The organism is Amycolatopsis deserti, from assembly GCF_014653945.1.
Lineage (GTDB): Bacteria > Actinomycetota > Actinomycetes > Mycobacteriales > Pseudonocardiaceae > Amycolatopsis_E > Amycolatopsis_E deserti.
This window is the reverse complement of the sequence record NZ_BNAU01000004.1, coordinates 227,694-251,742: the sequence shown is the minus strand read 5'-3', so window position 1 is coordinate 251,742 and position 24,049 is coordinate 227,694. Positions and strand designations below refer to the sequence as shown.

Genomic DNA, 24,049 nt, shown 5'->3' with positions numbered 1-24,049 from the left:
GCGTCAGCGGCCCAGCAGTGCGGGCAGCACGCTCTCCGCGAGTGCCTTCAGGTCGCGGCCCGTTCCGGTGAACGTCAGCTCCTGGCTGGAGTCGTCCTCGAGTTTCACCGCCACCACGTCGTCGGTGATCAGGGCCGGGCGGCCGGCCAGCGTGTCCGGGTACGCGCGCGGCGTGACGTCGTCGGTCAGGGCGGCCTGCACCGTGCGGACCGTGCAGCGGCCGTCGAACCTCGGCTTCGCCGTGGACGGGCTCGTGCTCATCGCCTTCGCGAGCTGCGTGCACAGCTGCCACGACACCACCGGCCACGGCGCGTCCTGGATGCCGTAACCCGGCATCGGCTCCATCACCCGCATCGCGATCACCGCGTCGCGGCCCTGCGCGGGCAGGTCCGGGCCGGGCGCCATCGTCGCGTCGATGACGTCCCGCGCGATCGAGGTGGCGAGGTCGTCCAGCGTGAGACCCGGGCGGGTGACGGCGTACCGGGTGATGTCGACGCGCAGGAACGGGTGCACCTCGGCGCTCGGCTCGTCGTCGACCAGGTGGACGTTGAGCCGCGCGTTGACGGTGCCGCTCGACTCGACCTCCGCGGCCCGCCCGGACACCGTCACCGACTGCGGCGACCGCAGAGTCGCGGGCACGTTGTCGAGACGCAGGGTGACGTCGAGGCTGCCGGTGACCAGGTGGCACACGTTGCCGCGAACCTCGCGCAGCGTGGCGCCGCCGAGCACGGCCTCCCACCGCTGCTCGGACAGTGCCTGGCACAGCACGTGACCAGAGCTGCCGGCGGGCAGCGCGGCGAGCATCTCGCCCGACGGCATCGGCACGCGGCGCGGCAGTTCACCGTCCCGGCTCGGCCAGACGGCAGGCAGCCCGGGGGCGGGTGGCGGCGCGTCGCTGCCGTGCGACCACAGGTAGCCGGCCGCGCCGGCGACGGACGCGAAGGACAGCAGCACGCCGAGTACAACCGCGATCACTGTCGACGTCTTCACGCCCCGAACGCTATCCGGTGACCGAGCGAGTTCGATCAGTGATCCCCTGAACGTCGGACAACCCGTCAGACCACGCTGACGGGTGAACGGACGATCTTCTCCTACCCGCCCCTTGCGGCCTCTGGTGAAGTTAGGCTAACCTAAGGCTTGTCCGCTTCGTGGTGGGAGCGGCAGTCAGTTCGGGAACGGGCGGAGCCCCGGCGCCGGGAAGGATCCCAGCGCCGGGGCTTCGTTCACGTCGATCCCGAAGTGCACTCCGTACGCCTCGACCTTCTCCGCCTCGCTCACCTCGCGCTCGGCCCGCTTGCCGTCGACCGTCTCGATCAGCTTGTCGCCCGCCAGGGTGATCCGGCCGGACGGCGTCGAGATCGTGGCGAGCACGCTCTGGGTGAAGTGCGAGTCTGGCGAAGTGGCCTGCCACCAGCAGGTCGGTCCGAAGTCGGCCAGCTGCCGCGGCCGCTGCTCCAGCCGGTACGCCGGCTCGCCGTTCATCCGCACCTCGATGTCCCCGTCCGGCGCGTCCAGCACCAGGAACTCGCCCTCGGGGTCGGGCTGCGGCTCGCACGCCGACAGCCGCAACGGGTGGCGGGCGAAGCGGCCGAAGCCGACGTCGGCCAGCCACGGCTCGTCCAGGTCGACCCGCAGCGCCAGGTGGTCGAACGGCACACCCCACCGCCCGCCGCCGAACACGCGGGCGCTCAGCAGGGTCACCGCAAACCCCAGCTCGCGCAGGAGGGCGGCGAACAGGCCGTTCAGCTCGTAGCAGAAACCGCCCCGGCGGCGCCGGACCACCTTGTCGAACAACGCGTCCTCGTCCAGCACGATCCGCTCGGGCAGGTGCACGCTGAGGTTCTCGAACGGCACCGTCAGCAGGTGGGCCTCGTGCAGGTCCCGCAGCGCCGCCGCGGTGGGCGCGGCCGGCCGGTCGGCCCCGATGCGGTCCAGGTACGCGTCGACATCCATGGCAGCCAGCCTGCACCCTCCACTGTGGTCGAGGTCAAGCGGAAAAAAAGAAGGGCCCTGTCCGCGCGGGTGCGCGGAAGGACCCCTCGATCGGGCTAGCTCAGAGGAGCAGGCCGTTGCCGCCGGAGACGGCGTTGTCGAAGCGCTTGCTGATCTCGCCCCAGTTGTAGACGTTCCACAGCGCCTTGACGTAGTCCGCCTTGACGTTCTTGTAGTCGAGGTAGAAGGCGTGCTCCCACACGTCGACCAGCAGGATCGGCACGGTCGGCAGGATGAGGTTGTTGTGGTGGTCGCGCAGCTGCTGCGTGATCAGCGTCTTGCCCACCGGGTCCCACGACAGGGCGGCCCAGCCGTTGCCCTGGATGGTCGTGGCGACCGCGGTGAACTGCGCCTGGAACTTGTCCCAGGAGCCGAACGCCTCGTCGATCGCCGAGGCCAGCTCGCCGGTCGGCTTGTCGCCGCCTTCGGGGGACAGGATCTTCCACCACACCACGTGGTTGGCGTGCCCGGCCAGGTTGAACGCCAGCGTGGTCTCCAGGCCGACGATCGAGCCGAAGTCGCCCTTGTCCCGAGCCTCGGCGAGCTTGTCCAGGGTGTCGTTGGCGCCCTTGACGTAGGTCGCGTGGTGCTTGCTGTGGTGCAGCTCGTTGATCTGACCCGAGATGTGCGGGGCGAGCGCGCCGTAGTCGTAGTCGAGGTCAGGAAGCTCGTAGCGGGCCATCAGCCCTCCTTCTTGTCTGACGCAGAGTCCCTTGCGGTATCAAAACCTAGTCCTCGCGCGCGCGGGAAGCTAACTGGGGAGCCGCTGTCCGCACTGCGGGAACCGGTCATGCCCCAACCCTGCAATCTCCAGCTAGATGGAGGTCAACGGGGTGTGCCGATGATCACTGGGCCAGGTCGTCGAGCACCGCGATGTTGAACTCGAACGCCACCAGCGTCTCGGTGACGATGCGCTCGCGCTCGGCCCCGGTCCACGGGGTGCCGTCGAGCAGCGCCTTGTACCGCTTCCGGAACGCGGGGACGTTGTCGATGTCGTCGAAGTGGTAGAACAGCGCGCCCGGCCCCTCGACGCCGTGGGCCTTCGCCAGCAGCTTGCGCACCGCCTGTCCGCCGGCGAGGTCGCCGAGGTAGCGGGTGTAGTGGTGGGCGACGTAGCCGCCGGCCCAGTCGAAGGCCACCGAGCGGATGCGCCGCACGTAGTCCTCGGTCGCCGGGACCGGCGTGACTCGCTCCCGCCAGCGCTCGCCGTAGAGGAACTCCAGGTCGACCGCCAGCGCGGGCACGCGGCGCAGCTCGTCGAACACGAACCGGCCGCCGACCGGGTCGCGGCGCATGGCGTCCGCGGCCTCCTCGATCGCCTGGTAGATGAACCAGTACTGGGCCGCCAGCCGCGCGTACTCGCTCAGGTCCAGGTCGCCGTTGAACAGCTCGCGCATGTACCGGGAGTGGTGCGCCCGGTCGTGGGCGCGTCGTGTCGACTCCCTCAGGGTGGTCGAGAACGGGGTCTGGGTCAGGTCCGAGTCAACCGCGAGGGGAGCCGCCATGAGTGGCACTGTAAGCGAGATCCGTCACTTAGGCTACCCTAACAAGGCCGGATTGACCCGAACAGAGCCGCCATGATCACGCAGTGTCCACCGGCCAGGTGTGCACGGCCTCGCCGCCGCGGCTCAGCTCGAGGTAGCGGCCCAGCATCGCGCTCAGCGCGGTGTCCCGGTCGGCGCCGCGGTCCTCCGCCTCGGTGACCGTCGCCCGCTGCCACCACGCTCCGTTGCGGCGGGTCAGGCAGCGCTGCTCGATGACGCCGAGGTAGCGGTCGATGGCCGCCTCGGACACGTCGGCGCTGCGCAGCCCCTCGACCGCGAGCGGCAGCAGCACGCGCAGCACCAGTTCGTCCGGCGGCACCCAGCCCTGGCCCGGCCAGTAGAGCTGGGCGTCGAACCCGTTGCGCGCGCCGGCGTAGAGGTTCTCCTCGGCCGCCTGGAACGACATCTGTGTCCACACCGGACGCTCGGCCTCGGCCAGGGCCCGTTGCGCGCCGTAGAAGAACGCCGCGTTCGCCATCATGTCGAGCACCGTCGGCCCGGCCGGCAGGACGCGGTTCTCCACGCGCAGGTGCGGTTTGCCGTCCACCACGTCGTACACCGGGCGGTTCCAGCGCCACACGGTCCCGTTGTGCAGCATCAGCTCGGTGAGCTTCGGCGCCTGCCCGGCCTCGAGCGCGTCCAGCGGGTCCTCGCTGTCGGTCTCCGGCAGCAGGCCCGGGAAGTAGCGGACGTTCTCCTCGAACAGGTCGAAGATCGAGGTGATCCACCGCTCGCCGAACCACACCCGCGGCCGCACGCCCTGGTTGCGCAGCTCCTCCGGCCGGGTGTCGGTGGCCTGCAGGAACAGCGGGATGCGGGTTTCGTGCCACAGCGCCTTGCCGAGCAGGAACGGCGAGTTCGCGCCGACCGCCACCTGCACGCCCGCCAGGCACTGCGCGGCGTTCCAGTGCGTGGCGAACTCCTCCGGCGCGACCTGGACGTGCAGCTGCACGGACGTGCACGCGGCCTCGGGCAGGATCGACTCGGAGTAGGTGCGCAACCGCTCCGGGTTGTGCCCGCCCAGCGGGGCGCCGTCCATGGACAGCGTCATGTTCTCCCCGCGGGCGGCGAAGATCTGGTCGTTGAGCAGGGTGTAGCGGGTGTTGTTGGTGATCCACTTCTGGTCGAAGTGGTCCTGGGTGAGCGTCGGCAGGATGCCGATGACGGCCAGCCGCGCGCCGGCCGCGGTCGCGTTCCGGTCGGCCTCGCCCAGGTAGCCGATCAGGTCGTGCTCCAGCTCGATCGCGGACTTGCCGGCGAGCGGGCGCGGCGGCACGTTCAGCTCGATGTTGTGCTGCGACAGCTCGGTGGTGAAGGACTCGCTGTCCAACGCCTCCAGTACCGCGCTGTTGGACATGGACGGCCGCAGCCGATCGTCCACGAGGTTCAGTTCGACCTCGAGTCCGATGTGTCTTCGCGGGAACGAGAAGCCGTCGTCGGCGAGCATCCGGGCCAGCGTGTCCAGGCACCGCTGGAGCTTGTGCCGGTACCGCGCCCGGTCCCGGGGGCTGAAGCTGTCCGCCGACACGTCCTTGCCCATGCCATCCCTGCTTCTGTGGTGTTCCGGCCGCCAACGGTCGCACAACGATCGCCGCCGGTCATCGGCCAAAACGGTTGGCCTCGCGGTGACGTGCTGCACTCCGCGTCACACTGCTCCGTTCGGCCCAGGGGTACTCAGCTCGTTCGGAGCACCCACCCCGACGACGGAGGATCTACCCCGAAGCCGCAGACTTCATGCCGTGGCGCTCATCGTGCGAACCGAAGACGAGGGTGATCCCAGGCTCGACGACTTCCGGGACCTCTCCACGGCCGACCGGCGACCGGACCGGCCCGGCGGGCGCGGCCTGGTGATCGCCGAGGGAACCGTGGTGGTCCGGCGCCTGCTCGCGTCAGCCTACCCGCCGCGGGCGCTGCTGGGGGTCGAGCGGCGGATCGCCGAGCTCGCGCCCGATCTGGCGGACGTGCCGGTGCCGGCGTACGTCACTTCGGCCGAGGTGATGGCGAAGGTCGTCGGGTTCCACCTCAACCGCGGCGTGCTGGCGGTGGCCGACCGCGCGCCGCAGCCGGACGCCGACGAGATCCTCGCGCGGGCGCGGGTGATCGCGATCCTGGAGGGTGTCGGCGACCACGAGAACATCGGCGCGCTGTTCCGCAACGCGGCCGCGCTCGGGGTGGACGGGGTGCTGCTCGGCGCCGGCTGCGCGGACCCGCTGTACCGGCGGAGCGTGCGGGTGTCGATGGGCAACGTGCTGCGGGTGCCGTTCGCCGCGCTGACGCCGTGGCCGTCCGGGCTGGAGCGGGTGCGGGCGGCCGGGTTCCGGGTGGCGGCGCTGACGCCGCGGGCGGATTCGCGGACGCTGCGCGAGGTGGCTGCGGGTGGCGGCCGCACGGCTCTGCTGCTCGGGTCGGAGGGGCCCGGGCTGACCGCGGAGGCGCTGGCGAGTGCCGATGTCGCGGTGCGGATCCCGATGAGCGAGGGCGTCGACTCGCTCAATGTGGCCACGGCCGCGGCGGTGGCCTTCTACGAGCTCGCCGCGGCGGTAAATTGACGACGTCCTGGCGTGACGGCCGGAAAGGTGCATGCGTGGAATTGCGGGTCCGCGGCGACCGCGCCGTGCTCAAGGGGCACGGCGACGTGTACACGCGCGAAATCGACCCCCACAGCCTCGCGCTTGGTGTCGACCTGGCCGACGCGCTGCACGAGTGGGCGCAGGTCGCGGCCGCGCTGCGGCGGTCGTCGAGCGACCCGACCGAGGCCGCGGCCGTGGTGTCCCGGCGCGGGCAGCAGCTGGCGTCGCGGGTGGCCGGGGTGATGGGCACGCCGGTGCACTACGTCGACCCGGTGACGGGTGAGCAGATTGTCGTGCCGCCGCCGCCGCGGACCGAGCCGCCCCGGCGGCTGTTCGCCGGGGTGGGTGACGAGCCGACGCCGTGGGCGACCGGGCTGGTGGTCGCCGCGTTCGTGGCGGCGGTGGTGATCGTCGCGATGATGGCGCTCGCGATCGCGCTGGCCGCGGAGACCGCCGGGTGGCTGGTGCTGCTCGCGGCCGTCGTGGTCACCGCCGGGATCGCCCCGTCGCTGTGGCTGGCGCGGAAGCTGCCGATCATCCGGTGGGTCGCGCTGGGCGCGGCGGCCGGGATCGTGTTGTCCTGGTTCGGCGTGCTGGCCGTCGTGTTCTGATGGACCCGCTCTCGCCGCTGCGTGAGATCTGCCTGGCGCTGCCGGAGGTGGAGGAGCGGCTCAGCCACGGGGAGCCGACGTGGTTCGTCCGGGGCCGGAAGAGTTTCGTGATGTACGCCGACCACCACCACGACGACCGGGTGGCGTTCTGGTGCGCCGCGCCGCCGGGTGCGCAGGAGGAGATGGTGGCGGCCGAGCCGGACCGGTTCTTCCGGCCGCCCTACGTCGGGCACCGCGGGTGGCTCGGGGTGTACCTCGACGTGCCGGTGGACTGGACCGAGGTGCGGGCCGTGGTGCGGGAGGCCTACCGGACCGTGGCGCCGAAGTCACTGGCCGCCCAGCTGGAGGACTGACCAGCGGTGCCTGGTGCGGCGAGCCACGGCGGCGGTCGACGATCCCGCCCGTGCTGATCGCCTGTGCGGTGATTCGATTCGGGTGGTGCGGGTAGCCGTGCCCGCATGTGGGCGCGAGCGGTAGCGCAGGGTGCGGTCGCCGGGCTGGCGGGCGTGCTGGCGATGACGGCGGTGGAGAAGGCCGAGCAGCGGTTCACCGGGCGGCCGGACTCGTACGTGCCGGGGCGGACCCTGTCGCGGCTGGTGGGCCCGCCGGACCGGCCGCGGCGGTCGGTGAACCTGGCGATGCACTTCGGGCAGGGCGTGCTGCTCGGCGCGCTGCGCGGCGTGATGGCGACGGCCGGGCTGCGGGGCCCGTGGGCGTCGGCGATGTTCTGGGTGGTGCGACTGACGAACGACCAGACGCTGGAAAACGCGACCGGCGTGGGGGCCCCGCCGTGGACCTGGCCGCGCCGCGAGCTGGTGATCGACCTGGCGCACAAGGGCGTTTACGCCGCGGGGACCGGGCTGGTGGCGGATTGGCTGGCGTCGCGCTCCGGGGAGGGGCCGGGGCAGCGGCACGCTGCGCTGGCGCCGGGGCGGCGGTCGGATGTGGGGCCGGTGCCGCGGTGAGTTCTTCGCCTGCCCAAAGCTTGGTGGTCATCCCGTCGCCTTCCGGTGCGGTGTCAGGCGACGGGATGACCACCCAGCTACCTGTGTTCAGGGCGCCGCTCAGCCGCGTTGGCTGCGGACTCCCAGCAGCACGTCTTCCCAGGCCGGCACGGCCGGGTGGGACTTCTTCTTCGGCTTCGGCTTGGCGGCGCTCGGGTCCGGTTGGGCGTCGATGTCCAGCGTGGGCTGCGCCGGCTCCTCCGCGACCGGCTCCGGCTCCACCTCCGCCTCCACCGCGCGCAGCGTCCGCGGCGTGCGGTGCGGGTCCAGCAGGTCCTCGGCGTGCTCGTCCAGCGCCGTGACCGTTCCGCCGTGCGCCCCGGCCGAGAACTGCCAGTGCGCGGCGTTGTCCGAGCGCCCCGCGGTCCACCGGAGCGCCACGATCCACCGGCCGTCGTCGCCGCGCCAGGCGTCCCACGTGGCCTGCGAGTAGTCCTGGCCCCGCACGCCGAACGCGTAGGCCACGATCTCGCCGAGCGTGCGCACGTCCGGCCCGTCCTCGCGGACCGGGTGCGCCGACTGCGCCAGCTCGGCGGTCCGGGACCGCTCCAGCAGCACCGGGTACGCGAACCGCTCCACCCGCTCCACCGCCACCCCGGCGGTGTCCGCGACCTGCTGCACCGACTCGCCGGCCCGGATCCGGGCCTGGATCTCGCGTGGTCGCATCTGGCTCTCCGTCTCGATTTCGATCTGCCCGAGCCTCGGAACATCGCCCCGGACGGCCGCGCGCAGCTTCTCATCGGCGGGCAGGAGGAAACGCTCGCGCCGCGCCGGGTCTTCGCACACGATGGACTTACCGTCCTCGTGCAGCCCGACCACCCTCAGCGTCCGCATCCGCTGCCTCCTCCTGACTTCACCTTCGGGTGTTCACGGTAGGTCGGCGCGTCCGCTTGACGGGGCAGGCGCGCCGACACTTTTTGGTTGATCTTGCAGCAAGTCCACCCGTTCGGCCACCCGGGCGGCACCGCGGTGATCAGGATCCGCGAGGATTGCGCGATGGGGCGGAGGGTTCTGGCCACGGGCGTGGCGATCGAGGTCGTGCTGGTCGGGATTCTGCTGGCCTGGAAACGGTTGGACGGGCTGGATCTGGACGTCTACCGGCTCGGCGCGCAGGCGTTCTTCGACCGCGGTGACCCGTACGGCGTATTGCCGCCCACGCGCAACGGCACGCTGCTGCCGTTCACCTATCCGCCGTTCGCCGCGTTCGTTTTCGCGCCGCTGCTGGTGATTCCGGCGGACGTCGCGCTCGTCGGGATCACCATCGTGTCCGTGGTCGCGCTCGGCGCGGTCGTCGCGCTGTGCTTCCGGCGCTACGACCGGCGGCTGCGCGTGTTCGGCGGCCTCGCGCTGGTCGTGCAGGCCGTCGCGTTGTTCAGCGAACCGGTGCGCGCCACGCTCGGGTTCGGCCAGATCAACCTGCTGCTGGTGTTGCTCGTCGCGGTCGACGCGCTGGCCCCGGTCCGCCGCCGCGGCTTCCTGGTCGGGCTCGCCGCCGCGGTCAAGCTGACCCCGGCCGCGTTCGTGCTGTTCTTCCTGCTGCGCAAGGATTTCCGCGCCGCGGCACGGGCGATCGGCACGTTCGCCGGTTGTGCCTTGCTCGCCTGGGCGATCGCGCCGCGGGCCTCGGTCACCTACTGGACCGAGCTCGTCTTCCAGGGCGAACGGGTCGGCGACCCGGGCTACATCGGCAACCAGTCCCTGCACGGCCTGCTCGCCCGGCTCGGCGCGCCGACCTGGGCGTGGCTGCTCGCGGTGGCCGTCACGGTCGTCGTCACCGTGCTGGTCATGCGCCGCGCCGACGCGGTGGTCGCGCTGCTCGCGTGCGCGGTCGGCGCGTTGCTGGTCTCGCCGGTGTCGTGGACCCACCACTGGGTGTGGGCGGCGCCGGTGATCGGGGTCCTGACGTGGCGAGGGCGGCGGCTCCGGCCACTCGTGCTCGGAACCGCCGCCCTCGCGACAGTCGTGTTCGTCGTCAGCCCGCTGTGGGACCACCGGAGCGTCTGGCCGCTCGCCGAGAGCTACGTCCTCGTCGGCGTCCTGCTGCTCCTCGCGCTCGGACTAGTCGCCCATCCGCTCGACGACCCACTCGATGCAGCTGGTCAGCGCCGTGATGTCGCCCGGCTCGATCGCGGGGAACATGCCGACGCGTAGCTGGTTGCGGCCCAGCTTGCGGTACGGCTCGACGTCGACGATGCCGTTGGCCCGGAGCACCTTCGCGACCTGCGCCGCGTCGACCTCGTCGACGAAGTCGATGGTGCCCACGACCTGCGAGCGCAGCGACGGGTCCTTCACGAACGGAACCGTGTAGCTGGTCTCCTCGGCCCACTCGTACAGCCGCGTCGAGGAGTCCTTCGTGCGCGAGACCGCCCAGTCGAGGCCGCCGTTCGACAGCATCCACTCGATCTGGTCGGCCAGCAGGAACAGCGTCGCCACCGCCGGGGTGTTGTACGTCTGGTCCTTGCGCGAGTTGTCCAGCGCCGTGGTCAGCGACAGGAACTCGGGGATCCACCGGCCGCTGGAGCCGATCTTCTCGACGCGCTCGATCGCCGCCGGCGACATCAGGGCCAGCCACAGGCCGCCGTCGGAGGCGAAGCACTTCTGCGGCGCGAAGTAGTAGACGTCGAAGTCCTCGGCCTTGACCGGTAGGCCGCCGGCGCCCGAGGTGGCGTCGATCGCGACCAGCGCGCCCTCGCTGCCGGCCGGGCGGCGCACCGGCACGGCGACACCGGTCGAGGTCTCGTTGTGCGCCCAGCCGACCAGGTCCGCGCCCTGCTCGTAGGCGATCTCCGGGGCGCTGCCCGGCTCGGCCTTGACGACGATCGAGTCGCCCAGGAACGGCGCGTCCGAGGTCACCTTGGCGAACTTCGAGGAGAACTCGCCGTAGGTGAAGTGCTGGGCCCGCTCGTTCACCAGGCCGAACGCGGCGGCGTCCCAGAACGCCGTGGTGCCGCCGTTGCCGAGCACGACCTCGTAGCCCTCGGGCAGCGAGAAGAGCTGGGACAGACCGGAGCGCACCCGTCCGACGAGGGACTTCACCGGCTTCTGCCGGTGGGAGGTGCCCATGTAGGCGGCGCCCTCGGAAGCGAGGTTCGCCAGCTGCTCCGCCCGGACCTTGGACGGTCCGCAGCCGAAGCGCCCGTCGGAGGGCTTCAGTTCTGCCGGAATGGTCAGCTCATCGGTCATGCGCCCAGTCTCGCAGGTCGCGTTTCCGCCGCGTAACGGCGGTGTCGGTCCCACTATGCGGTACGCCAGCCCTCCGGATCCACGCCGCCGGGGACCGGCGCGGCCGGGTCGTAGGGGGTGCGCGTGAAGATGAACGTGGCCAGATCCAGGTGCCGCGGCGTGCCGTCGGCGTCCCGGCCGACGCGCAGGGTCTCGCCGGCGTAGTAGCCGTCCAGGCCGAGCCACTCGTCCTCGGCGACCGGCCGGAAGCGGGACGCCCGGCCCATGCCGCTGACCGGGGCGAGGCTGAGCAGGCCGCCCGGGATCAGCCGCAGGTGGTACGGCGTCGGGCCCCAGTGCCACAGTCCGGTGAGGGGCAGCAGGCCGCGGTCGACCTCGGCGGGCTGCCACTCGGCGGGCAGGTTCGGCTCCTGCTCGTCGGCGATCGCGATCAGGTCCACCACCAGGCCCAGGATGGCCGGCCCGGAGGTGGTGTTGGCGAAGGTCAGCGCGCCGGTGCCGGTGGACTCGTCGACCAGCGAGCAGGCGAGGAACCCGGGCATCGACCCGGTGTGCCCGGCCAGCCGCTTGCCCTGGTAGCGCAGGACCTGCAGGCCCAGGCCGTAACCGGAGGTCCAGGTGTCGGCGTCGTCGACCGTGGCGACCGCGCGCATCTCGGCGATGGTGTCGGGGCTGAGCACGTCCGCGGTGTCGCCGCCGACGAACGAGGTCCAGCGCGCCAGGTCGCGGACCGTCGACCACAGCTGGCCGGCCGGGGCCATCGCGCCGGCGTCCGGGCTGGGCTCCGGCAGCAGCAGGTCGGCGAACGGGTGCACGGCCCAGCCGCGCGCGTGCTTGCCCCGCGGGTGCGGAGTCGTGCGCGACATGCCCAGCGGTTCGAGGACCTCGCGGTTCAGCGCGGTCAGCCAGTCCGTGCCGCGGTGGCGGGCGACCAGCTCGCCGAGCACGCCGTAGCCGACGTTGGAGTAGTGGAACCGGCTGCCCGGGCGGTTCTTGAGCGCGTCCCGCGCGAGGCTCGCCTGCAGCGAGGCCCAGTCGCCGCCCTCGGTGCGCTCCCACCAGGAGCCCGGGGATTCCGCGGTCAGGCCGCCGGTGTGCGAGAGCAGCTGGCCGACCGTCGAGGCGCCGAAGCTCGTGCCCGGGACGTGCTTGTCCAGCGGGTCGTTGAGGTCGAGGCGGCCCTCGTCGCGCAGGCGCATGACGAGCGCGGCGACGAGCGACTTGGTGATCGAGCCGAGGCGGTACTGGGTGTCGTCGTCCGGCGCGGCGCCCTCGACGGTGCCCCGCGCGCCCCACCAGGCGACCTCGCCGTCGCGGACGACCGCGGCGACCATCGACGGCGCGCGGCCGTTCGCCTGTTCCAGTGACAGGCGGCGGAGCAGGGCGAACTCGGTGCTGGGCAGCATGTCGTCATTCTGCCGCGCGCGGCGTGAGCAGCTCAGTGAGGGCGAGCTCGAGGGAGCCGAGCAGGCGGCGGCGCAACTCCGAGCCGGGCTCGGCCTGGAGCAGGTGCTGGGCGAAGCCGTCGGTGAGGGCCATGACGATGTCGGCCAGCCGTTCCGCGTCCAGGTCGTCGCGGATGTGGCCCTGGCGCTGGGCCTGGCCGAGGAAGTCGGTGGTCTGCTCGCGCAGGAAGCCGTAGCCGTGGCGCAGGCGGTGTGCCCAGTCCGGCAGGACGGCGGCGCGGACGGCGAAGGCGAGGAGGACGATCACCTCGGCGACGCTGGTCGTCCAGCGGCCGCCGCGATCTTGCTGGCGGGCGCACGGCTCACCAGCGCTGCAACACGGAGAGCGAGCAGCGCGCCGGTCAGCGGGACGCCAATGGTGAAACCTACGCCGAGTACTGCGCCCGCACCGGCCAGTCGGTCGAGGAGTGCGCCGCCGGATGACGACAAAGCCCCGGAACCAGCACCGGTTCCGGGGCCTGCCAAGCAAAAACCACCTACAGCGGCTTGACCGCCGACCAGCCCTCGACCTCCTCGGGCGCTCGCGGGCCCGGCCCGACGTAGCTCGCCGAGGGGCGGACCAGCCGGCCGGTCTGCTTCTGCTCCAGGATGTGCGCCGCCCAGCCCGCGGTGCGCGCCGACGTGAACATCGCCGGCATCATGCGCGTCGGGACCTGCGCGAAGTCCAGGATCACCGCCGCCCAGAACTCCACGTTCGTCTCGATCGCGCGGTCCGGCCGGCGCTCCCGCAGCTCCGCCAGCGCGGCCTGCTCCAACGCCGCAGCCACCTCGTACCGCTCGGCGCCCAGCTCCCGGCACGTCCGCCGCAGCACGCGGGCCCGCGGGTCCTCGGCCCGGTACACCCGGTGCCCGAAGCCCATCAACCGCTCCTTGCGGTCCAGGATCCCCTTGACGACCTTCCGCGCGTCGCCCTCCTTCTCGACCGCCTCGATCATCGGCAGCACCCGCGCGGGCGCCCCGCCGTGCAGCGGCCCGGACATCGCGCCGATCGCGCCCGACAGCGACGCCGCCACATCCGCACCGGTCGAGGCGATCACCCGCGCGGTGAACGTCGACGCGTTCAGCCCGTGCTCCGCCGCCGAAACCCAGTACGCGTCCACGGCCTTGACGTGCGCCGGGTCCGGCTCGCCGCGCCAGCGGATCATGAACCGCTCGGTGATCGTCTGCCCCTGGTCGACCCGGGACTGCGGCACGGCAGGCACCCCGACCCCGCGCGCGGACTGCGCCACGTACGACAGCGCCATCACCGACGCGCGGGCCAGGTTGTCCCGCGCCTCCTCGTCGCTGATGTCCAGCAGCGGGCGGAACCCCCAGATCGGCGCGACCATCGCGAGCGCGGCCTGCGCGTCCACCCGGACGTCGCCGGTGTGCACGGGGATCGGGAACGGCTCGGCGGGCGGCAGGCCGTCGCCGAACCGGCCGTCGACCAGCAGGCCCCACACGTCGCCGAAGCTGACCTTGCCCGCCAGGTCCTCGATGTCCACGCCGCGGTAGCGCAGCGCGCCGCCGTCGCGGTCCGGCTCGGCGATCTGGGTGCGGAAGGCGACCACGCCTTCCAGCCCGGGCTTGAACCCGTCGTCCGGTTCAGTGTTGTTCGCAACGGGCGCTGAGGTAGTCACTGGTGGAAACCTTTCGCTGCGCATTTCCCCGACAGGAAGCTGTTACGCGCGCGTGACGCGCTCGGGGCGCCTCGTCGCACGGTGACCACACCATGCCCCTCGAACGGCGGAGTAGCAATCGAAGAAAGCGGTGGTTTCGGTCACGATTACGAGAACGATTCAGCCGGACGGGTCGTTCGCACGTAAATCCTGTGTTTCTTCCGCGCGTGTCGCCCTCGGTGCGGTGATAGACCTGAGCCCATGCACTTGAGCCCCCAGGAGCGCGACAAGCTGCTCGTCCACGTCGCCGCCGACGTGGCCCGGCGCCGGCTCGAGCGCGGCGTCCGCCTGAACTACCCGGAGGCCGTCGCCCTCATCACCGACCACGTGCTGGAGGGCGCCCGCGACGGCCGCACCGTCGCCGAGCTGATGTCCAGCGGCCGGTCCGTGCTGTCCCGCGACCAGGTGCTCGACGGGGTGCCCGAGATGGTCGACTCCGTCCAGGTCGAGGCCACCTTCCCGGACGGCACGAAGCTCGTCACCGTGCACGACCCGATCGTCTGAGGAGCGCGCGTGCGTCCAGGAGAGATCATCCCGGCCGGATCACCCGTCGAGCTGAATCCGGGCCGCCCGCGCGTGCGACTGCGCGTGAGCAACACCGGGGACCGCCCGGTCCAGGTCGGCTCGCACTACCACTTCGCGGTGACGAACCCCGCCCTCCAATTCGACCGCCAGGCGGCCCGCGGTCACCGCCTGGACATCCCCGCCGGCACCTCCGTCCGCTTCGAACCCGGCGTCGAGCGCGAGGTCGGCCTGGTGCCGCTGGCCGGCCGCCGGGTGGTCCCCGGCCTGCGGAAGGACGGCGAGTGAGCAGCATCGACCGCGAGCGCTACGCCGAGCTGTTCGGGCCCACCGTCGGCGACCGGGTCCGGCTGGCTGACACCGACCTGCTCATCGAGGTCACCGAGGACCGCAGCATGGGCGCCGGCTCCGGCGACGAGGTGCTCTTCGGCGGCGGCAAGGTGATCCGCGAGTCGATGGGCCAGGGCATGGCGACCCGCGCCGAGGGTGCGCCGGACCTCGTCATCACCGGGGCGGTCGTGCTCGACCACTGGGGCGTGGTCAAGGCCGACGTCGGCGTGCGCGATGGCCGGATCGTCGGCATCGGCAAGGCGGGCAACCCGGACACCATGGACGGCGTCGACCCGAACCTGGTGATCGGCCCGGCCACGGAGATCCTGTCCGGCAACGGCAAGATCCTCACCGCGGGTGGCGTCGACTGCCACGTGCACTTCATCTGCCCCCAGCTCGTCGACACCGCGCTGGCCTCCGGTCTGACCACGCTCGTCGGCGGCGGCACCGGCCCGTCGGAGGGCACCAAGGCCACCACCGTCACGCCCGGCCCGTGGAACCTGGCCCGGATGCTGCGGGCGATGGACGGCCAGCCGGTCAACGTGCTGTTGCTGGGCAAGGGAAACACGGTCCGGCCCGAGGCGCTGCGGGAACAGCTGGCGGCCGGCGCGGGCGGGTTCAAGCTGCACGAGGACTGGGGCACCACCCCGGCCGCGATCGACGCGTGCCTGTCGGTGGCGGACGAATCCGGGGTGCAGGTGGCGATCCACACCGACACGCTCAACGAGGCCGGGTTCCTGGAGTCCACAGTGGACGCGGTGGGCGGCCGCTCGATCAACGCCTACCACACCGAGGGCGCCGGTGGCGGCCACGCGCCGGACATCATCAAGGTCGCCGGGCTGCCGAACTTCCTGCCTTCGTCGACCAACCCGACCCGCCCGCACACCGTCAACACCCTCGACGAGCACCTCGACATGCTCATGGTGTGCCACCACCTGAACCCGTCGGTGCCCGAGGACCTGGCCTTCGCCGAAAGCCGCATCCGCCCGAGCACCATCGCCGCCGAGGACGTGCTGCACGACCTCGGCGCGATCTCGATGATGAGCTCGGACTCGCAGGCGATGGGCCGGATCGGTGAGGTGATCATCCGGACCTGGCAGACCGCGCACGTCATGAAACGCCGCCGGGGCGCCCTGCCCGGCGACGGCGCGGCGGACAACCTGCGGGCCCGTCGCTATGTCGCCAAGTACACGATCAACCCGGCCATCGCGCACGGCATGGACGGCGAGATCGGCTCGGTCGAGGTCGGCAAGCTGGCCGATCTGGTGCTGTGGGAGCCCAAGTTCTTCGGCGTCAAACCGCACGTGGTCCTCAAAGGCGGCTTCGTGGCGTGGGCCGCGATGGGGGATGCGAACGCCTCCATCCCGACCCCGCAGCCGGTGCTCGCGCGGCCCATGTTCGGCGCCGCGCCGTCCGTGGCCGCGGCGAGCAGCCTCTACTTCGTCGCGCCCGAAGCGCTCGAGACCGATCTGCCGGTGACCCGGCGGTTGGTGCCGGTTCGCAACGTGCGCCGCGTGACCAAGGCCGACATGGTGCTCAACGACGCGCTGCCGGACATCCAGGTCGACGCGGACAGCTTCGCGGTGCACGTCGACGGGGAGCTGATCGAACCGCAGCCGGTCGCCGAACTGCCCATGGCCCAGCGGTACTTCCTGTTCTGATGGGCATCTCCGCGATCCTGCTCGCCGACTCCCGGTTCCCGGGCGGCGGGCACGTGCACTCCGGCGGGCTGGAGGAGGCCGTCGCCCGCGGGCTGATCCGCACCACCGCCGACCTGCCCGGGTTCCTGCGCGGTCGCTTGTGGACGGCCGGATACCTCGCCGCCGTCTTCGCGTCCGCCTCCGTCGGGAGTGGACAGTGGACGCGGCTGGACGAGGAGCTCGACGCCCGCACGCCTTCGCCGGCCCAGCGTGCGGCATCGCGCGCCCAGGGCCGTGGCACGGCGCGAGCCGGCCGGATCGCCTGGCCGTCGCCGGTGATCGACGAGCTGCTGGCCGCCACCCCGCGCCCGCACCACCCGATCATCACCGGCGCGCTCACCGGCGTGTCCGGCGGCACGCCACGGGATGCCGCCCTGGCCGTCGGCTACCTCGCGGTTAGCGGTCCGGCCAGTGCGGCGGTCCGGTTGCTGGGCTTCGACCCGTTCACCGTCAACGCGATGGTGGCCGCGCTGGGGCCGGACCTGGAGGCGGTCGCCGAGCAGGCGGCGGGCTACTCCGGGACCGACCCGGCCCGGCTGCCGTCGCCCGGATCACCCGCGCTGGACCTGCTCGCCGAAGCACACGTGCGCCACCACGAGGAAGAGGTGCGTCTCTTTGCCAGCTGAACACGGACACGGGCACGGCCACGTGCACCCGGTCAACTTCGACCCCACCGCCACCGAACCCGATCGGTACGAGCCGCCGCCCGCGCGCGGCCGCGCGTTCCGCATCGGCATCGGCGGTCCGGTCGGCAGCGGCAAGACCGCGCTGACCGCAGCGCTGTGCCGGGCGCTCGGCGACGAGATCGACCTCGCCGTGGTGACCAACGACATCTACACCACCGAGGACGCCGACTTCCTGCGCAAGGCCGGCGTGCTCGACCCGGATCGGATCGAGGCCGTGCAGACCGGCGCCTGCCCGCACACCGCGATCCGCGACGACATCACCGCCAACCTCGACGCGGTGGAACGGCTCGAAGACCGGTTCCCCGGCCTGGAGCTGGTGATCATCGAAAGCGGCGGGGACAACCTGACCGCGGTGTTCAGCCGGGGCCTGGCGGACAGCCAGATCTTCGTGGTCGACGTGGCGGGCGGGGACAAGGTGCCGCGCAAGGGCGGGCCGGGTGTCACGACCGCTGACCTGCTCGTCATCAACAAGATCGACATCGCGCACCTGGTGAACGCCGACATGGACGTGATGACCTCCGACGCGCACCGCATGCGCGGCGACCTGCCGGTGATCACGCAGTCGCTGGTGCGCACGCCGGACGCGCCCGACGTGGCGGCGTGGGTGCGCGAGCAGCTGGCCGGGTGAAGGCGCACGCGCGGCTCGTCGCCGAGGTCGCCGGCGGGCGGACGGTGCTGCGGGAGCTGACGTCGATGGCGCCGCTGACCCTGGTGCCGCGGCGCGGGTCCGGCCCGGCGGCACAGGTCCACCTGGTGAACTCGGCGACCTCCCCGCTCGGCGGCGACGAGCTGGCGCTGGAGATCGTCGTCGGTCCGGGCGCGGACCTGCGCCTGTCCGGGGTCGCCGCGACGCTCGCGCTGCCCGGGCCGGCCGGCGCGGCCAGCACGTCGTCGGTGCGCGTCGAGGTCGGCCCCGGCGGTTCGCTGGAGTACCGGCCGGAGCCGACGGTGGTCACCGCGCGGGCCCGGCACACCGCGGAGCTGGTCGCGATCCTCGACGGGACCGCACGGTTCCGCACGCGGGAGGTGCTGGTCCTCGGCCGCGCGGGTGAAGCACCCGGACGTCTCACCACGTCGCAGCGCGTCACCTCCGGCGGCAGGCCGGTGCTGGACCAGACCCTCACCGTCGGCGACCCGGCCCTCGACGCCAGCGCGGCGGTCCTGGCCGGGCACCGCGTGCTCGCCACGGAGCTGCTGATCGGCGACGAAGTGGCGGAGCCGTCGAGCGGCGACTGGTGGGCGGTGACCCCGCTGCCGGTCGCCGGGTTCCTGATCACCGCGCTCGCCCCGGACACCGTGACCGCCGAGGAGCTGCTGGGTCGTGGCCGGAGTCACCGTTCGTCGGCTTTCGGAGCGGCTGCCCAGGCCCTAACGTGGGCTGTTACGGGTGAGTAAGCGGGTCGCGGAGGTTGGCACATGCCAGAGGTCGAAAACATCGACGACGTTGCGGTACGCCTTCCCGGCATGCGGGTGGCCTACGACGGTGAGGCGCTGGACGAGGCCGACCTGGCCGGCAGCTGGACCGAGCAGTTGCAGGACTGGCTGAACCAGGCCATCGCCGCTGGGGTCGCCGAGCCGAACGCGATGGTGCTGGCCACCGCCGACGCCGAAGGCCGTCCGTCCTCCCGCACCGTGCTGTGCAAGGGCCTCGACGAGCGCGGTGTCGTGTTCTACACGAACTACACCTCCAACAAGAGCCACGACCTGACCGTGACCCGGTACGCGTCGGCGACCTTCCCCTGGTACGCGCTGCAGCGGCAGGTGACCGTGCGCGGCGAGGTGGAGAAGGTCAACGTCAAGGAGACCGCCGAGTACTGGAAGCAGCGCCCGCGCGGCTCGCAGCTCGGGGCCTGGGCGTCGCCGCAGTCGAAGGTCGTGACGAGCCGTCGCGACCTGGACGTCGCCCTGTCGTCGATCGAGCGCCGCTTCAGCGACGTCGAGGAGGTGCCGCTGCCCCCGCACTGGGGCGGGTGGCGCATCCGGCCCGAGGTCGTCGAGTTCTGGCAGGGACAGCAGAACCGGCTGCACGACCGGCTGCGGTACGTGCGCACCCAGGACGGGTGGCACATCGAGCGCGTCGCCCCCTGAGCCGCCGAACGCGCTGGCGAGGTAAATCACCGGCGCTTCGTTAGTTAGCGCGGCTAAACTGGCCGGTTGTGAGTGTCGAGGCCGGGTCACAACGGGGCAAGAAGCGCAAACTGCTAAAATCGGTGGTCGTGGACGTGCGGCCGCTGCGCACGCCCGCCTTCCGGCGCCTGTTCACCGGCACCGCGATCACCGCGATCGGCAGTCAGCTCACCACGGTCGCCGTGCCGAAGCAGGTCTTCGACCTCACCGGCTCGTCCGGGTACGTCGGCCTGACCGGCATCGTCGCGCTCGTTCCGCTGCTCGTCTTCGGACTGTGGGGCGGCGCGATCGCCGACACCGTCGACCGCCGCAAGCTGCTCATCTTCGGCAACGCCGGCATCGCGGTGGTGTCCGCCCTGCTGTGGGCGCAGGCGTACTTCGACGTCGGCTCGGTGTGGCTGGTCTTCGTGCTCCTGGCGTTCAACCAGGCGTTCTTCGCGATCAACATGCCGACCCGCAGCGCGATCGTGGCCCGGCTGATCGAGCCGGAGCTGCTGCCGGCGGCGGCCGCGCTGTCCGGCACCGTGAACACGTTCGGCATGGTGTTCGGGCCGATGGCCGCCGGCGCCCTGATGCCGGTGATCGGCCTGCCCACGCTCTACCTCATCGACACGATCGCCCTGGTCATCGCGCTCTTCTCGGTCTGGCGGCTGCCCCCGCTGCCACCGCTGTCCGGCACCGTCCGCGCCGCCGGCCTCAAGGACGTCCTCGACGGCTTCCGCTACATGGGCACCCAGAAGGTCCTGCTCGCGTCGTTCGTCGTGGACATCATCGCGATGGTCGCCGGCATGCCGCGCGCCCTGTTCCCGGAGATGGCCGAGCGGACCTTCGGCGACCCGCCCGGCGGCGGGCTCGCCCTGGGCTGGCTGTACGCGGCGATCCCGATCGGCTCGGTGGTCATCGGGTTGTTCTCCGGCTGGCTCGGCCGGGTTCGGCGGCAGGGCGTGGCGGTGACGGTCGCGATCTGCGCGTGGGGCGGGGCGGTGATCGGGTTCGGGTTGTCCGACTCGCTGTGGCTGGCGGTGGTGTTCCTGTGCCTGGCCGGCGCGGCGGACATGGTCAGCGCGATCTACCGCCAGGCGATCCTGGTGATGGCCGCGACCGACGAGATGCGCGGCCGCATGCAGGGCGCGTTCACGGTCGTCGTCGCGGGCGGGCCGCGGCTGGCGGACCTCACGCACGGCTGGACCGCGGCCGCGGTGGGCACGGCCGCCGCGGCGAGCGGTGGCGGCGTGCTGGTGATCGTCTTCATCGCGATCGCCGTCGCGCTGCTGCCCGCGTTCTGGCGCTACCGCGCCGCGGCGGTCACGAGTTCGTCGTGATCACCCGCCGCTGAACGCCTCCTGGCCGGCCTGGACGCGGTGCGGCTCCAGCAGCGCGCGCTGGCCCGCCGCCCGCTCGATCAGCGCGTCGAAATCCACCCCGGGCACCTGGTCGGCGAGTCCGGCCAGGTCGCGCAGCGTCGTCCAGAGCTGCTTCTTCCCGTCGATCCCCATGGTCAGCACTTCCAGCTCCAGGAAGCGGCTCAACGGCGAGTAGCCCAGCAGCCGCCCGTTCGGCTTGAACCGGGCCAGCCGCTCCGCCCCGAACACCGCCGCCGTCTTCAGCGGGTTCTGGCGGACCCCGAGGTGGTCCATGATCGACCGGAAGGTGTCGACGTCCTCGGCGATCTCCGTCGCCACCCGGTCGAGTGCTTCGCCCACCGCGGTGCCGCGGTTGTTGCCCGCGGCCCGCCGGGCCAGTTCGCGCCAGCCCACGCCCAGCGCGAGCTGGTCGTTGAGGTAGATCGCCAGGAAACCGTCCACGCCCCCGGTTACCCGCGACCCGGCCGGCCACGCGTGCCACCCGTTGATCCGAACGGCGGGCATTCCCCCGAAAGCGTGGCCGGGCAAATCGGATTGGTGCACACTTTCCCGGCATGGCTGAGGTGAGCACTACTCAGGAACCCGCACTCAACCGGGTCATCGGTCCGAAGCTGCTGCTGTTCTTCGTGGTCGGGGACATCATCGGCACCGGCGTCTACGCCCTGACCGGGCAGGTGGCCGGCCGCGTCGGCGGCGCGCTGTGGCTGCCGTTCCTGCTGGCGTTCGTGGTCGCGTTCATGACCGCGTTCAGCTACCTGGAACTGGTCGGCAAGTACCCGAGAGCGGCGGGTGCCGCGCTGTACACCAACCGCGCGTTCCGCACCCCGTTCCTGACGTTCATGGTCGCCTTCGCGGTCATGTGCTCGGGCATCACGTCGGCCTCCTCGGCCGCGATCGCGTTCGCCAACACCTACCTCAAGGAGTTCGTCGACCTCCCGGGCTGGCTGATCGCGCCGCTGTTCATCGTCGGCCTGGCCGCCATCAACTTCCGCGGCGTCAGCGAGTCGGTCAAGACCAACGTCGTGCTCACCTGCATCGAGCTGTCCGGCCTGCTGATCATCGTCGGCGTCGGCGTCTGGGCGGTGCTCAACGGCGCCGGAGACCCCGGCCGCCTGGTCGAGTTCGACACCGCCGACCAGACCGCGCTCGTCGCCATCACCTCGGCGACCTCGCTGGCGTTCTTCGCGATGGTCGGGTTCGAGGACTCGGTCAACATGGCCGAGGAGTGCCGCGACCCGGTGCGCATCTTCCCCAAGGCGATGCTGTGGGGCATGGTCGTCGCGGCCACCATCTACGTGCTGGTCTCGCTGACCTCTTCCCTGCTGGTGCCGCCCGACGAGCTGGCCGCGGCGAAGAGCAACGCGCTGCTCAAGGTGCTCGACGTCGGTGCGCCCGGCTTCCCGCGCGAGGTGTTCTCCGCGATCGGCCTGTTCGCGGTCATCAACTCGGCCCTGATCAACATGCTGATGGCCAGCCGCCTGCTCTACGGCATGTCGAACGAGCGGATCATCCCGAAGGTGCTCGGCACGGTGCACCCGCTGCGCCGCACGCCGTGGGTGTCGATCGTGTTCACCAGCGTCATCGCCATCATCCTGGTGTCCACTGTGGACATCAGCGTGCTGGGCGGTACCACCGCGCTGTTGCTGCTGGTGGTGTTCGCCATCGTCAACGTGGCGGTGCTGGTGCTGCGCCGGGAGAAGGTGGACCACCCGCACTTCCGGGCGCCCACGATCATCCCGGCGCTGGCCGCGGTGTTCTGCCTGTACCTGGTGAGCCCGCTGTCCGGGCGTCCGGCGCGGGACTACGCGATCGCGGCGATCCTGCTCGGCGTCGGTGTCGTGCTGTGGGTGGTCAACTGGCTCGCGATGCGTGCCGCAGGAAATACGGATCGTGCGCCGACAGCACCGTGACCTCGTCGCCGTGGTCGCGCACCAGTTCGCGCAGCCGCCGGTGGTTCTCCCGCCGCGCGCCCGGCACGGTCTCCACCCGGGCCTCGAACCACGCGAGGCCCGGGGTGGCGTGCGGGCGGGCCGGGTCGATCTGGCCGTGGTGGAAGAACGCGTCACCGGCGTGCAGGAGCCACCCGTGCCCGGTGTCCACCGCGACCCCGGCGTGCCCGCGGGTGTGCCCGCCCAGCGGGACGAGCAGGATCTCCGGCGGCAGGCCCTTCAGCTCGCGCACCGCGTCGAAGCCGAACCACTTCTCGCCGGTGTCCGGGTAACTGCTCCACTGTGGACCGTGCGCGAAGTGGACCTGCTTGTACCGCCAGCGTTCCTTCTCGTCGCGGGGTGACTGCAACGCACGCAGCTCCTCGGCGTAGACGTGCACGGTGGCGTGCGGGAAGTCGACCAGTCCGCCGGCGTGGTCCAGGTCGAGGTGGGTCAGGATGATGTGCCGGACGTCTTCGACCTGGTAGCCCAGCCGGCGGACCTGTTCGGCCGCGGTCTCCGCGACCGAGGTCCGCACACCGACCATGCGCACGAACTTCGCGCCGAGCCACTCGTCCGCGCGGTCGACGGCGGGTGAGCCCATCCCGGTCTCGATCAGGACCAGCTCGGAGCCGGTGTCGACGAGCAGGCAGTGGCAGACCAGCTCGGCGCGGTGCAGGAACCCGCCGCGGCCGTCGATCAGCCGCCCGCCCAGGGGGCGCATGGTGCCGCAGTTGAGGTGGTGGACCTTCATGTCAGCTCCCGTTCGAAGCTGGCGCGCAGGTGCTCGCCGACCGCGTGCAGCGGCGCGAGGTCGTGCTGGGTTCTGGCCAGGAGCAGGGCGCCCTCGATGGCGCTGAGCGCGATGGTGCCCAGCGTCGCCGCCGTCGCGGGATCGGCGCCCTGCCCGCTGAGGTACTCGGTGAGGACGGCGTGCCAGGACGCGTACCCGTCGGTGCAGGCTTGGCGAATCGGTTCGCTGTCCGCGGCGTCGAGCGCGACCGTCGAAATCGGGCAGCCGGACCGGTAACCCGAGTCGGCGAGGTTGCGGCCGAGCGCGTCGATCACGCGGGTGACGGCTGTCCCGGCGTCCGGTGCGGCGTCGAGCGTCGAGCGCAGCAGCGCCGCCATGTTCTCGCTGGAGAACGCGATCGCCTCGGCGGCGAGCTGCTCCTTGCCGCCCGGGAAGTGGAAGTACAGCGAGCCCTTCGGCGCGCCACCGGCGCTGACCAGCTGGTTCAGGCCGGTCGCGTGGTAGCCCTGCGTGCGGAACAGCTCCGCGGCCGAGTTGACCATGCGGCGGCGGGTGTCGGTTCTCCGGACCATGACGATCACCGTAACGCAAACTATGACGACCGGTCTAG

27 protein-coding genes are annotated in these 24,049 nt (G+C 71.7%); 14 read left to right on the top strand and 13 right to left on the bottom strand.

Annotation, left to right across the window (positions count from 1 at the left end):
* Positions 1-3: 3 nt before the first annotated feature.
* The 5 genes from IE290_RS19125 to IE290_RS19105 form a co-directional block, all read right to left on the bottom strand.
* The gene (locus IE290_RS19125; RefSeq protein WP_191245993.1) at positions 4-990 is read right to left on the bottom strand and encodes a hypothetical protein; all 987 of its coding nucleotides are present in this window, start codon (positions 988-990) and stop codon (positions 4-6) included.
* Between the two features lie 174 nt (positions 991-1,164).
* The gene (locus IE290_RS19120; RefSeq protein ID WP_191245992.1) at positions 1,165-1,953 is read right to left on the bottom strand and encodes an arylamine N-acetyltransferase family protein; all 789 of its coding nucleotides are present in this window, start codon (positions 1,951-1,953) and stop codon (positions 1,165-1,167) included.
* A 100-nt stretch (positions 1,954-2,053) separates the two neighbouring features.
* On the bottom strand, positions 2,054-2,674 hold the full coding sequence (locus tag IE290_RS19115; RefSeq protein WP_191245991.1) for a superoxide dismutase: 621 nt from the start codon (positions 2,672-2,674) through the stop codon (positions 2,054-2,056).
* 163 nt (positions 2,675-2,837) lie between these two features.
* Positions 2,838-3,497, bottom strand: a complete 660-nt coding sequence (locus IE290_RS19110; RefSeq protein ID WP_191245990.1) for a biliverdin-producing heme oxygenase — start codon at positions 3,495-3,497, stop codon at positions 2,838-2,840.
* 76 nt (positions 3,498-3,573) lie between these two features.
* Positions 3,574-5,076 carry a glutamate-cysteine ligase family protein gene (locus IE290_RS19105; RefSeq protein ID WP_191245989.1) on the bottom strand — a complete coding sequence of 501 codons (1,503 nt, stop codon included), beginning with the start codon at positions 5,074-5,076 and terminating at the stop codon, positions 3,574-3,576.
* Between the two features lie 199 nt (positions 5,077-5,275).
* On the opposite strand from IE290_RS19105, the gene IE290_RS19100 reads away from it, so the two are divergent.
* The 4 genes from IE290_RS19100 (at position 5,276) to IE290_RS19085 (ending at position 7,682) form a co-directional block, all read left to right on the top strand.
* Positions 5,276-6,085, top strand: coding sequence for a TrmH family RNA methyltransferase (locus IE290_RS19100; RefSeq protein WP_191245988.1), 810 nt, complete (start codon positions 5,276-5,278; stop codon positions 6,083-6,085).
* A 35-nt stretch (positions 6,086-6,120) separates the two neighbouring features.
* Positions 6,121-6,717: a DUF2537 domain-containing protein gene (locus IE290_RS19095; protein ID WP_191245987.1), complete on the top strand. Its 597-nt coding sequence runs from the start codon at positions 6,121-6,123 to the stop codon at positions 6,715-6,717.
* The gene (locus IE290_RS19090; protein WP_191245986.1) at positions 6,717-7,070 is read left to right on the top strand and encodes an MmcQ/YjbR family DNA-binding protein; all 354 of its coding nucleotides are present in this window, start codon (positions 6,717-6,719) and stop codon (positions 7,068-7,070) included. The genes IE290_RS19095 and IE290_RS19090 overlap by 1 nt, the downstream gene beginning before the upstream one ends.
* A gap of 105 nt (positions 7,071-7,175) precedes the next feature.
* Complete coding sequence (locus IE290_RS19085) at positions 7,176-7,682, top strand: hypothetical protein (RefSeq protein WP_191245985.1); 507 nt, start codon at positions 7,176-7,178, stop codon at positions 7,680-7,682.
* Positions 7,683-7,781: 99 nt separating this feature from the next.
* Here the strand turns inward: IE290_RS19085 and sepH are convergent, their stop codons facing one another.
* Complete coding sequence (sepH, locus tag IE290_RS19080) at positions 7,782-8,555, bottom strand: septation protein SepH (RefSeq protein WP_191245984.1); 774 nt, start codon at positions 8,553-8,555, stop codon at positions 7,782-7,784.
* 87 nt (positions 8,556-8,642) lie between these two features.
* Between sepH and IE290_RS19075 the strand changes: the two genes are divergently transcribed.
* Positions 8,643-9,872 (top strand): glycosyltransferase 87 family protein, encoded by a 1,230-nt coding sequence (locus tag IE290_RS19075; RefSeq protein ID WP_229874597.1) that lies wholly within the window; start codon positions 8,643-8,645, stop codon positions 9,870-9,872.
* Here the strand turns inward: IE290_RS19075 and serC are convergent.
* From serC to IE290_RS19055, 4 genes are all read right to left on the bottom strand, one after another.
* Positions 9,780-10,904 (bottom strand): phosphoserine transaminase, encoded by a 1,125-nt coding sequence (gene serC / locus IE290_RS19070; RefSeq protein ID WP_191245983.1) that lies wholly within the window; start codon positions 10,902-10,904, stop codon positions 9,780-9,782. The two genes, IE290_RS19075 and serC, sit on opposite strands and share 93 nt — an antisense overlap.
* Positions 10,905-10,957: 53 nt before the next feature.
* Complete coding sequence (locus tag IE290_RS19065) at positions 10,958-12,310, bottom strand: serine hydrolase domain-containing protein (RefSeq protein WP_191245982.1); 1,353 nt, start codon at positions 12,308-12,310, stop codon at positions 10,958-10,960.
* A gap of 4 nt (positions 12,311-12,314) precedes the next feature.
* A complete protein-coding gene (locus IE290_RS19060; protein ID WP_229874596.1) occupies positions 12,315-12,617 on the bottom strand; it encodes a TetR family transcriptional regulator C-terminal domain-containing protein in 303 nt (100 codons plus the stop codon).
* A 229-nt stretch (positions 12,618-12,846) separates the two neighbouring features.
* A complete protein-coding gene (locus tag IE290_RS19055) occupies positions 12,847-14,013 on the bottom strand; it encodes a citrate synthase 2 (RefSeq protein ID WP_191245981.1) in 1,167 nt (388 codons plus the stop codon).
* Positions 14,014-14,229: 216 nt separating this feature from the next.
* On the opposite strand from IE290_RS19055, the gene IE290_RS19050 reads away from it, so the two are divergent.
* The 8 genes from IE290_RS19050 to IE290_RS19015 all read left to right on the top strand — a co-directional run bounded on the left by IE290_RS19050 (position 14,230) and on the right by IE290_RS19015 (position 20,715).
* On the top strand, positions 14,230-14,532 hold the full coding sequence (locus IE290_RS19050; RefSeq protein ID WP_094009075.1) for an urease subunit gamma: 303 nt from the start codon (positions 14,230-14,232) through the stop codon (positions 14,530-14,532).
* 9 nt (positions 14,533-14,541) lie between these two features.
* The gene (locus IE290_RS19045; RefSeq protein WP_191245980.1) at positions 14,542-14,838 is read left to right on the top strand and encodes an urease subunit beta; all 297 of its coding nucleotides are present in this window, start codon (positions 14,542-14,544) and stop codon (positions 14,836-14,838) included.
* A complete protein-coding gene (locus IE290_RS19040) occupies positions 14,835-16,541 on the top strand; it encodes an urease subunit alpha (protein ID WP_191245979.1) in 1,707 nt (568 codons plus the stop codon). The genes IE290_RS19045 and IE290_RS19040 overlap by 4 nt, the downstream gene beginning before the upstream one ends.
* The gene (locus tag IE290_RS19035) at positions 16,541-17,206 is read left to right on the top strand and encodes an urease accessory protein UreF (protein WP_191245978.1); all 666 of its coding nucleotides are present in this window, start codon (positions 16,541-16,543) and stop codon (positions 17,204-17,206) included. Before IE290_RS19040 ends, IE290_RS19035 begins: the two co-directional genes overlap by 1 nt.
* Entirely contained in the window at positions 17,196-17,894 is a 699-nt protein-coding gene (ureG, locus tag IE290_RS19030; protein ID WP_191245977.1) for an urease accessory protein UreG, read from the top strand. Before IE290_RS19035 ends, ureG begins: the two co-directional genes overlap by 11 nt.
* Entirely contained in the window at positions 17,891-18,661 is a 771-nt protein-coding gene (locus tag IE290_RS19025; protein ID WP_191245976.1) for an urease accessory protein UreD, read from the top strand. The genes ureG and IE290_RS19025 overlap by 4 nt, the downstream gene beginning before the upstream one ends.
* A gap of 21 nt (positions 18,662-18,682) precedes the next feature.
* Positions 18,683-19,354 (top strand): pyridoxamine 5'-phosphate oxidase, encoded by a 672-nt coding sequence (pdxH, locus tag IE290_RS19020; protein WP_191245975.1) that lies wholly within the window; start codon positions 18,683-18,685, stop codon positions 19,352-19,354.
* Between the two features lie 68 nt (positions 19,355-19,422).
* On the top strand, positions 19,423-20,715 hold the full coding sequence (locus tag IE290_RS19015) for an MFS transporter (RefSeq protein WP_191245974.1): 1,293 nt from the start codon (positions 19,423-19,425) through the stop codon (positions 20,713-20,715).
* On the opposite strand, the gene IE290_RS19010 is transcribed toward IE290_RS19015, so the two are convergent.
* Complete coding sequence (locus IE290_RS19010; protein ID WP_229874595.1) at positions 20,716-21,261, bottom strand: hypothetical protein; 546 nt, start codon at positions 21,259-21,261, stop codon at positions 20,716-20,718.
* Positions 21,262-21,311: 50 nt separating this feature from the next.
* On the opposite strand from IE290_RS19010, the gene IE290_RS19005 reads away from it, so the two are divergent.
* Positions 21,312-22,667, top strand: coding sequence for an APC family permease (locus tag IE290_RS19005; RefSeq protein ID WP_191245973.1), 1,356 nt, complete (start codon positions 21,312-21,314; stop codon positions 22,665-22,667).
* Here the strand turns inward: IE290_RS19005 and IE290_RS19000 are convergent.
* Both IE290_RS19000 and IE290_RS18995 read right to left on the bottom strand, forming a co-directional pair.
* On the bottom strand, positions 22,609-23,439 hold the full coding sequence (locus IE290_RS19000; RefSeq protein WP_191245972.1) for an MBL fold metallo-hydrolase: 831 nt from the start codon (positions 23,437-23,439) through the stop codon (positions 22,609-22,611). The genes IE290_RS19005 and IE290_RS19000 overlap by 59 nt on opposite strands.
* Entirely contained in the window at positions 23,436-24,011 is a 576-nt protein-coding gene (locus IE290_RS18995) for a TetR/AcrR family transcriptional regulator (RefSeq protein ID WP_191245971.1), read from the bottom strand. The genes IE290_RS19000 and IE290_RS18995 overlap by 4 nt, the downstream gene beginning before the upstream one ends.
* Positions 24,012-24,049 lie beyond the last annotated feature (38 nt).

Coding starts and splice junctions, on each gene's coding strand:
- IE290_RS19120 (WP_191245992.1), bottom strand. CDS start 1,953: ATGGATGTCGACGCGTACCTGGACCGCATCGGGGCCGACCGGCCGGCC.
- IE290_RS19115 (WP_191245991.1), bottom strand. CDS start 2,674: ATGGCCCGCTACGAGCTTCCTGACCTCGACTACGACTACGGCGCGCTC.
- IE290_RS19110 (WP_191245990.1), bottom strand. CDS start 3,497: ATGGCGGCTCCCCTCGCGGTTGACTCGGACCTGACCCAGACCCCGTTC.
- IE290_RS19105 (WP_191245989.1), bottom strand. CDS start 5,076: ATGGGCAAGGACGTGTCGGCGGACAGCTTCAGCCCCCGGGACCGGGCG.
- IE290_RS19090 (WP_191245986.1), top strand. CDS start 6,717: ATGGACCCGCTCTCGCCGCTGCGTGAGATCTGCCTGGCGCTGCCGGAG.
- IE290_RS19085 (WP_191245985.1), top strand. CDS start 7,176: ATGTGGGCGCGAGCGGTAGCGCAGGGTGCGGTCGCCGGGCTGGCGGGC.
- sepH (WP_191245984.1), bottom strand. CDS start 8,555: ATGCGGACGCTGAGGGTGGTCGGGCTGCACGAGGACGGTAAGTCCATC.
- serC (WP_191245983.1), bottom strand. CDS start 10,904: ATGACCGATGAGCTGACCATTCCGGCAGAACTGAAGCCCTCCGACGGG.
- IE290_RS19065 (WP_191245982.1), bottom strand. CDS start 12,310: ATGCTGCCCAGCACCGAGTTCGCCCTGCTCCGCCGCCTGTCACTGGAA.
- IE290_RS19055 (WP_191245981.1), bottom strand. CDS start 14,013: ATGCGCAGCGAAAGGTTTCCACCAGTGACTACCTCAGCGCCCGTTGCG.
- IE290_RS19050 (WP_094009075.1), top strand. CDS start 14,230: ATGCACTTGAGCCCCCAGGAGCGCGACAAGCTGCTCGTCCACGTCGCC.
- IE290_RS19035 (WP_191245978.1), top strand. CDS start 16,541: ATGGGCATCTCCGCGATCCTGCTCGCCGACTCCCGGTTCCCGGGCGGC.
- pdxH (WP_191245975.1), top strand. CDS start 18,683: ATGCCAGAGGTCGAAAACATCGACGACGTTGCGGTACGCCTTCCCGGC.
- IE290_RS19010 (WP_229874595.1), bottom strand. CDS start 21,261: ATGCCCGCCGTTCGGATCAACGGGTGGCACGCGTGGCCGGCCGGGTCG.
- IE290_RS19005 (WP_191245973.1), top strand. CDS start 21,312: ATGGCTGAGGTGAGCACTACTCAGGAACCCGCACTCAACCGGGTCATC.
- IE290_RS19000 (WP_191245972.1), bottom strand. CDS start 23,439: ATGAAGGTCCACCACCTCAACTGCGGCACCATGCGCCCCCTGGGCGGG.
- IE290_RS18995 (WP_191245971.1), bottom strand. CDS start 24,011: ATGGTCCGGAGAACCGACACCCGCCGCCGCATGGTCAACTCGGCCGCG.